Annotated in this window: 3 protein-coding genes and 1 pseudogene; 2 read left to right on the top strand and 2 right to left on the bottom strand. The window is 39.3% G+C overall.

All coding sequences use genetic code 11. From position 1 onward, the window contains the following. Positions 1-120: 120 nt before the first annotated feature. A complete protein-coding gene (locus NJ959_RS27000; protein ID WP_254014851.1) occupies positions 121-318 on the top strand; it encodes a heavy-metal-associated domain-containing protein in 198 nt (65 codons plus the stop codon). 285 nt (positions 319-603) lie between these two features. Here the strand turns inward: NJ959_RS27000 and NJ959_RS26995 are convergent, their stop codons facing one another. Together NJ959_RS26995 and mnmG are read right to left on the bottom strand one after the other, a co-directional pair. Then, on the bottom strand, positions 604-1,011 hold the full coding sequence (locus tag NJ959_RS26995) for a helix-turn-helix domain-containing protein (RefSeq protein ID WP_254014850.1): 408 nt from the start codon (positions 1,009-1,011) through the stop codon (positions 604-606). Between the two features lie 178 nt (positions 1,012-1,189). Continuing rightward, entirely contained in the window at positions 1,190-3,094 is a 1,905-nt protein-coding gene (gene mnmG / locus NJ959_RS26990; protein WP_254014849.1) for a tRNA uridine-5-carboxymethylaminomethyl(34) synthesis enzyme MnmG, read from the bottom strand. 278 nt (positions 3,095-3,372) lie between these two features. Between mnmG and NJ959_RS26985 the strand changes: the two are divergent. Then, positions 3,373-3,847 (top strand): annotated as a pseudogene (locus NJ959_RS26985) (AAA family ATPase); the annotation flags it as partial.

Genomic DNA, 3,847 nt, shown 5'->3' with positions numbered 1-3,847 from the left:
ATATTATATAGCAAAATGCAACAGATAGATAACTTTAGTTGCGATACTACCACTCTAGATACCTAATTAGGTAAAATCAAATATTGAACCATGCAAAAACACTCAAAATAGGTTTAAACTATGGCAACCCTAACCTTAAAAGTACCCAGTATCGTCTGCGAAGGCTGTGCTGATGTCATTACGAAAAATATTGTCAATTATGATGCTCAAGCCAAGGTAGATGTTAATGTAACATCCAAAACTGTCAGCGTTGAAACGGAAACATCAGAATCATCGATTAAAGAGCTAATTACCTCTATCGGTCATACCGTGGAATAATAAGAGGAAATGGGGAGTGGGTAAAAAAAATATATACAACCCTTTTCCCTTTCCCCCTAGCCCCTATAAATGGTTAGTTATCAGCTAGTTTAGCTGATAACTAACTGTCCATAATTAACAGGGCATCTTACATAAAAACCTCTGCGTACCTCTCTCTTACCCTCTGCGTAACTCTGCGTTAAAAAAACATTATACCAATAAAAACACAACTTATATAAAGCCTATAAACCTTCATGTAATTAGAGATATTGTTTGAGTCTTGTTGGTTATTTTCACAATCTTTAACTACTCAACAAACACATGAGGAGAGAGATGGAATAAAGCCGCTAAATTATTAATTTGATCTGCGTTAAGTTGGCATCTTTTATTGATAACATCCAAGAAGATTGACTCAGTTTCAAAGATATAAGTTAAATCGCTAGGTTGTAAGTTAGACTCTTCCATTAAAGCTTTAATTAATTCAACTCCCTTTAGTAGTGGCATTGGTTCATGTTTGTTCTCGTAATCATAAACAAGAAGACCAAGTACTTTTAAGTAGTCGCGATCGTCTTGTGTAATTTTTCCTTTATCTAAGATAGAATTAATCTGATTTTGTGTGGCGATTAACTCATAATCATTGGCGATAGGGCGTGGAGGAAAGGTAGTAATTAGCGCCATGTAGTAACTACTAGGAGTTTTCAAACCAGTCGTCATTTAATTAACCCTCCAAACTTAAAACGACATCTTGCCAAAAAAATCTCTGCGTACCTCTCTCTTACCCTCTGCGTACCTCTGCGTTAAAAAAAAATATCTCCATCTCCTCCAGCCAAACTAAAACCACCTATTTCTCCCACAAATAGTCAAGGCGCTGAAGCGCCTACTACGAACTATATTAACGGACTACCTGTAAGTTACGAGAACCCATCTCTAAATAAATCAGCAAGGCATTAATATCAGCAGGATTAACCCCACCAATTCGCGCTGCTTGCCCAATAGTTAATGGTCTTACTTTCATCAACTTTTCGCGAGATTCTTTGGATAATGTTTCAATACTATCATAATTCAAATCTGGCGATAATTGTCGATGTGATTGACGAGAAACATGGTCAATTTGATTTTGCTGACGTTGGAGATATCCCGCATATTTGATATCAATTTCTGCCCCTTCTCGTTCCGCTTTGTTGAGTTCCGAATTTCCTAATCCATAGCGATCTAAATCGATATAGTGGAAACCAGAACGCCGCAGTAATTCTGCTAGGGTAATGGAACCTTTAATTTTTTGTTCGGTATTATTTGCGATCGCAATTCCCACTTCCTCATGTTCCTTCACCCGCACTGTCTGGAGTCTGTCTTTTTCTGCGGCAATTTTAGCTTGTTTTTCAGTATATAATTGCCAGCGACGGTCGTCAATTAGTCCAACTTCTCTTCCTAAAGGAGTCATCCGCCGATCAGCATTATCTGAACGCAATAATAACCGATATTCTGAACGACTGGTTAACATTCGATAAGGTTCTCTCAAGTCTTTGGTACACAAATCATCGATTAATGTGCCAACATAACTTTCTTCGCGAGGGAAGATAATTTGTTCTTGATTTCTAACATATCGCACCGCATTTATTCCTGCCACAATCCCCTGGGCTGCTGCTTCTTCATACCCGGTTGTTCCATTAATTTGTCCTGCACAGAATAACCCGGCAATCTTCTTAGTCATCAGGGTAGGATAACACTGAGTAGCAGGTAAATAATCGTATTCGACTGCATAAGCTGGACGGAGCATTGTGCATTTTTCTAAACCGGGAAGGGTACGGAGTAATTGCAATTGCAAAGTCTCTGGTAAACCAGTAGAAAATCCCTGGATATAGAGTTCGGGAATATCTCTTCCTTCTGGTTCGATAAATATCTGATGACTATCCTTATCAGCAAAGCGAACAATTTTATCTTCAATACTCGGACAATAACGGGGTCCTTTGGCCTCTACCCAACCACCATAAACGGGAGAAAGATGTAGATTTTCTCGAATTAATCGGTGAGTTTCTGAAGTAGTCCGGGTGATATAACAACTCATTTGTTCCCTGGCTACCCACAAATCAGGATCGAAGCTAAACCAACTAACTTCTGTATCTCCCGGTTGGGGTTCCATCTTAGTGTAATCTACGGATCTCCTATCTACCCGTGCCGGAGTTCCTGTCTTTAATCGTCCTGTTTCAAAGCCTAACTTATTCAGTGTTTCTGTCAAACCAATTGCGGCAAATTCACCTGCCCTTCCCGCTGACATGGACTTATTTCCAACCCAAATAATTCCGCCCAAAAATGTACCCGTAGTCAGAACAACTGTGGGCGATTGAAAGGCTACACCAAAATAAGTTTCAACTCCAATAACTTCATCATTTTTACCCAAAACCAAATCCGTTACCATCCCTTCTCTGATGGTCAAATTCTCTTGATTTTCCACAATTCCCTTCATCACCGCCGCATATTCTCGCTTATCGGTTTGGGCGCGTAATGCCCAAACTGCTGGTCCACGCGACATATTAAGTACCCGCTTTTGCAAGTAAGTTCGATCCGCCATTTTGCCAATTTCTCCCCCTAATGCGTCCACTTCATGAACGAGTTGGGATTTAGCAGGTGCGCCGACGGCGGGGTTACAGGGTTGCCACGCGATTTTATCGAGATTTAGGGTTAGTAATAGGGTGCGACAGCCTAATCTGGCTGCGGCGAGGGCAGCTTCGCATCCGGCGTGTCCGGCACCGACTACAATTACATCAAATACGTCTTGGAATTCTACGGGTGAGGTCATGGTTCATACTTATCAGCAGGAGTTGCTGTTTTTATTTTAATGGTTTTGGAGGTTTCTGTCAGGGTGAGTTGTTGGGGGGATTATTTTATGTGTTAATTGTATACTAATTATAGTTTTTTTTAACGCAGAGGGACGCAGAGGGTTCCACAGAGGTACGCGGAGGTTTTTTTGGAGGTTATTGAATGGTGGAGGGAACTGGATGAGATGGTGTGAGGGGTGGTTGGTTTTAAATGGTTTTTTTTGAGATATGTTAGTTTTTTTGTGATTGGGATAGAAAGATGAGAATTCAAGAGATAACTTATTGCGATCGCGAATTAGAATGGCAGTTCGAGCCTATACAATTTTCCGATCTTACTTTATTAGTTGGTGTATCTGGGGTTGGCAAAACTCAGATTCTTCAATCAATTATAGATCTAAAAAAAATAGCTAATGGTGGTTCGTTTAATGGAATTGAATGGGATATTCGTTTTGTCGTTAAGAATGAGGCAGAGTATCGATGGACTGGTAAATTTGAGACTAAAAAAATGCCTTTGTCAATTAGTCAAAATGAGGAAGAAGCGGAAAAACATAAATTCAAAATTATTAACGAATATTTATTGTTTAACAATAAATATATCGTAGAAAGGAATAATAATAAAATTGTATTTCATGGACAAGATCTACCCAAACTGTCACCTTTTCAAAGTGTGGTTGATATTTTAAGTGAAGAAGAAGATATTGCTCCAGTTGTGGATGGCTTTAATAAAATAATAT

The sequence above is a fragment of the Limnofasciculus baicalensis BBK-W-15 genome, assembly GCF_024178385.1.
Lineage (GTDB): Bacteria > Cyanobacteriota > Cyanobacteriia > Cyanobacteriales > Coleofasciculaceae > Limnofasciculus > Limnofasciculus baicalensis.
This window is presented reverse-complemented; position numbering and strand designations above follow the sequence as displayed.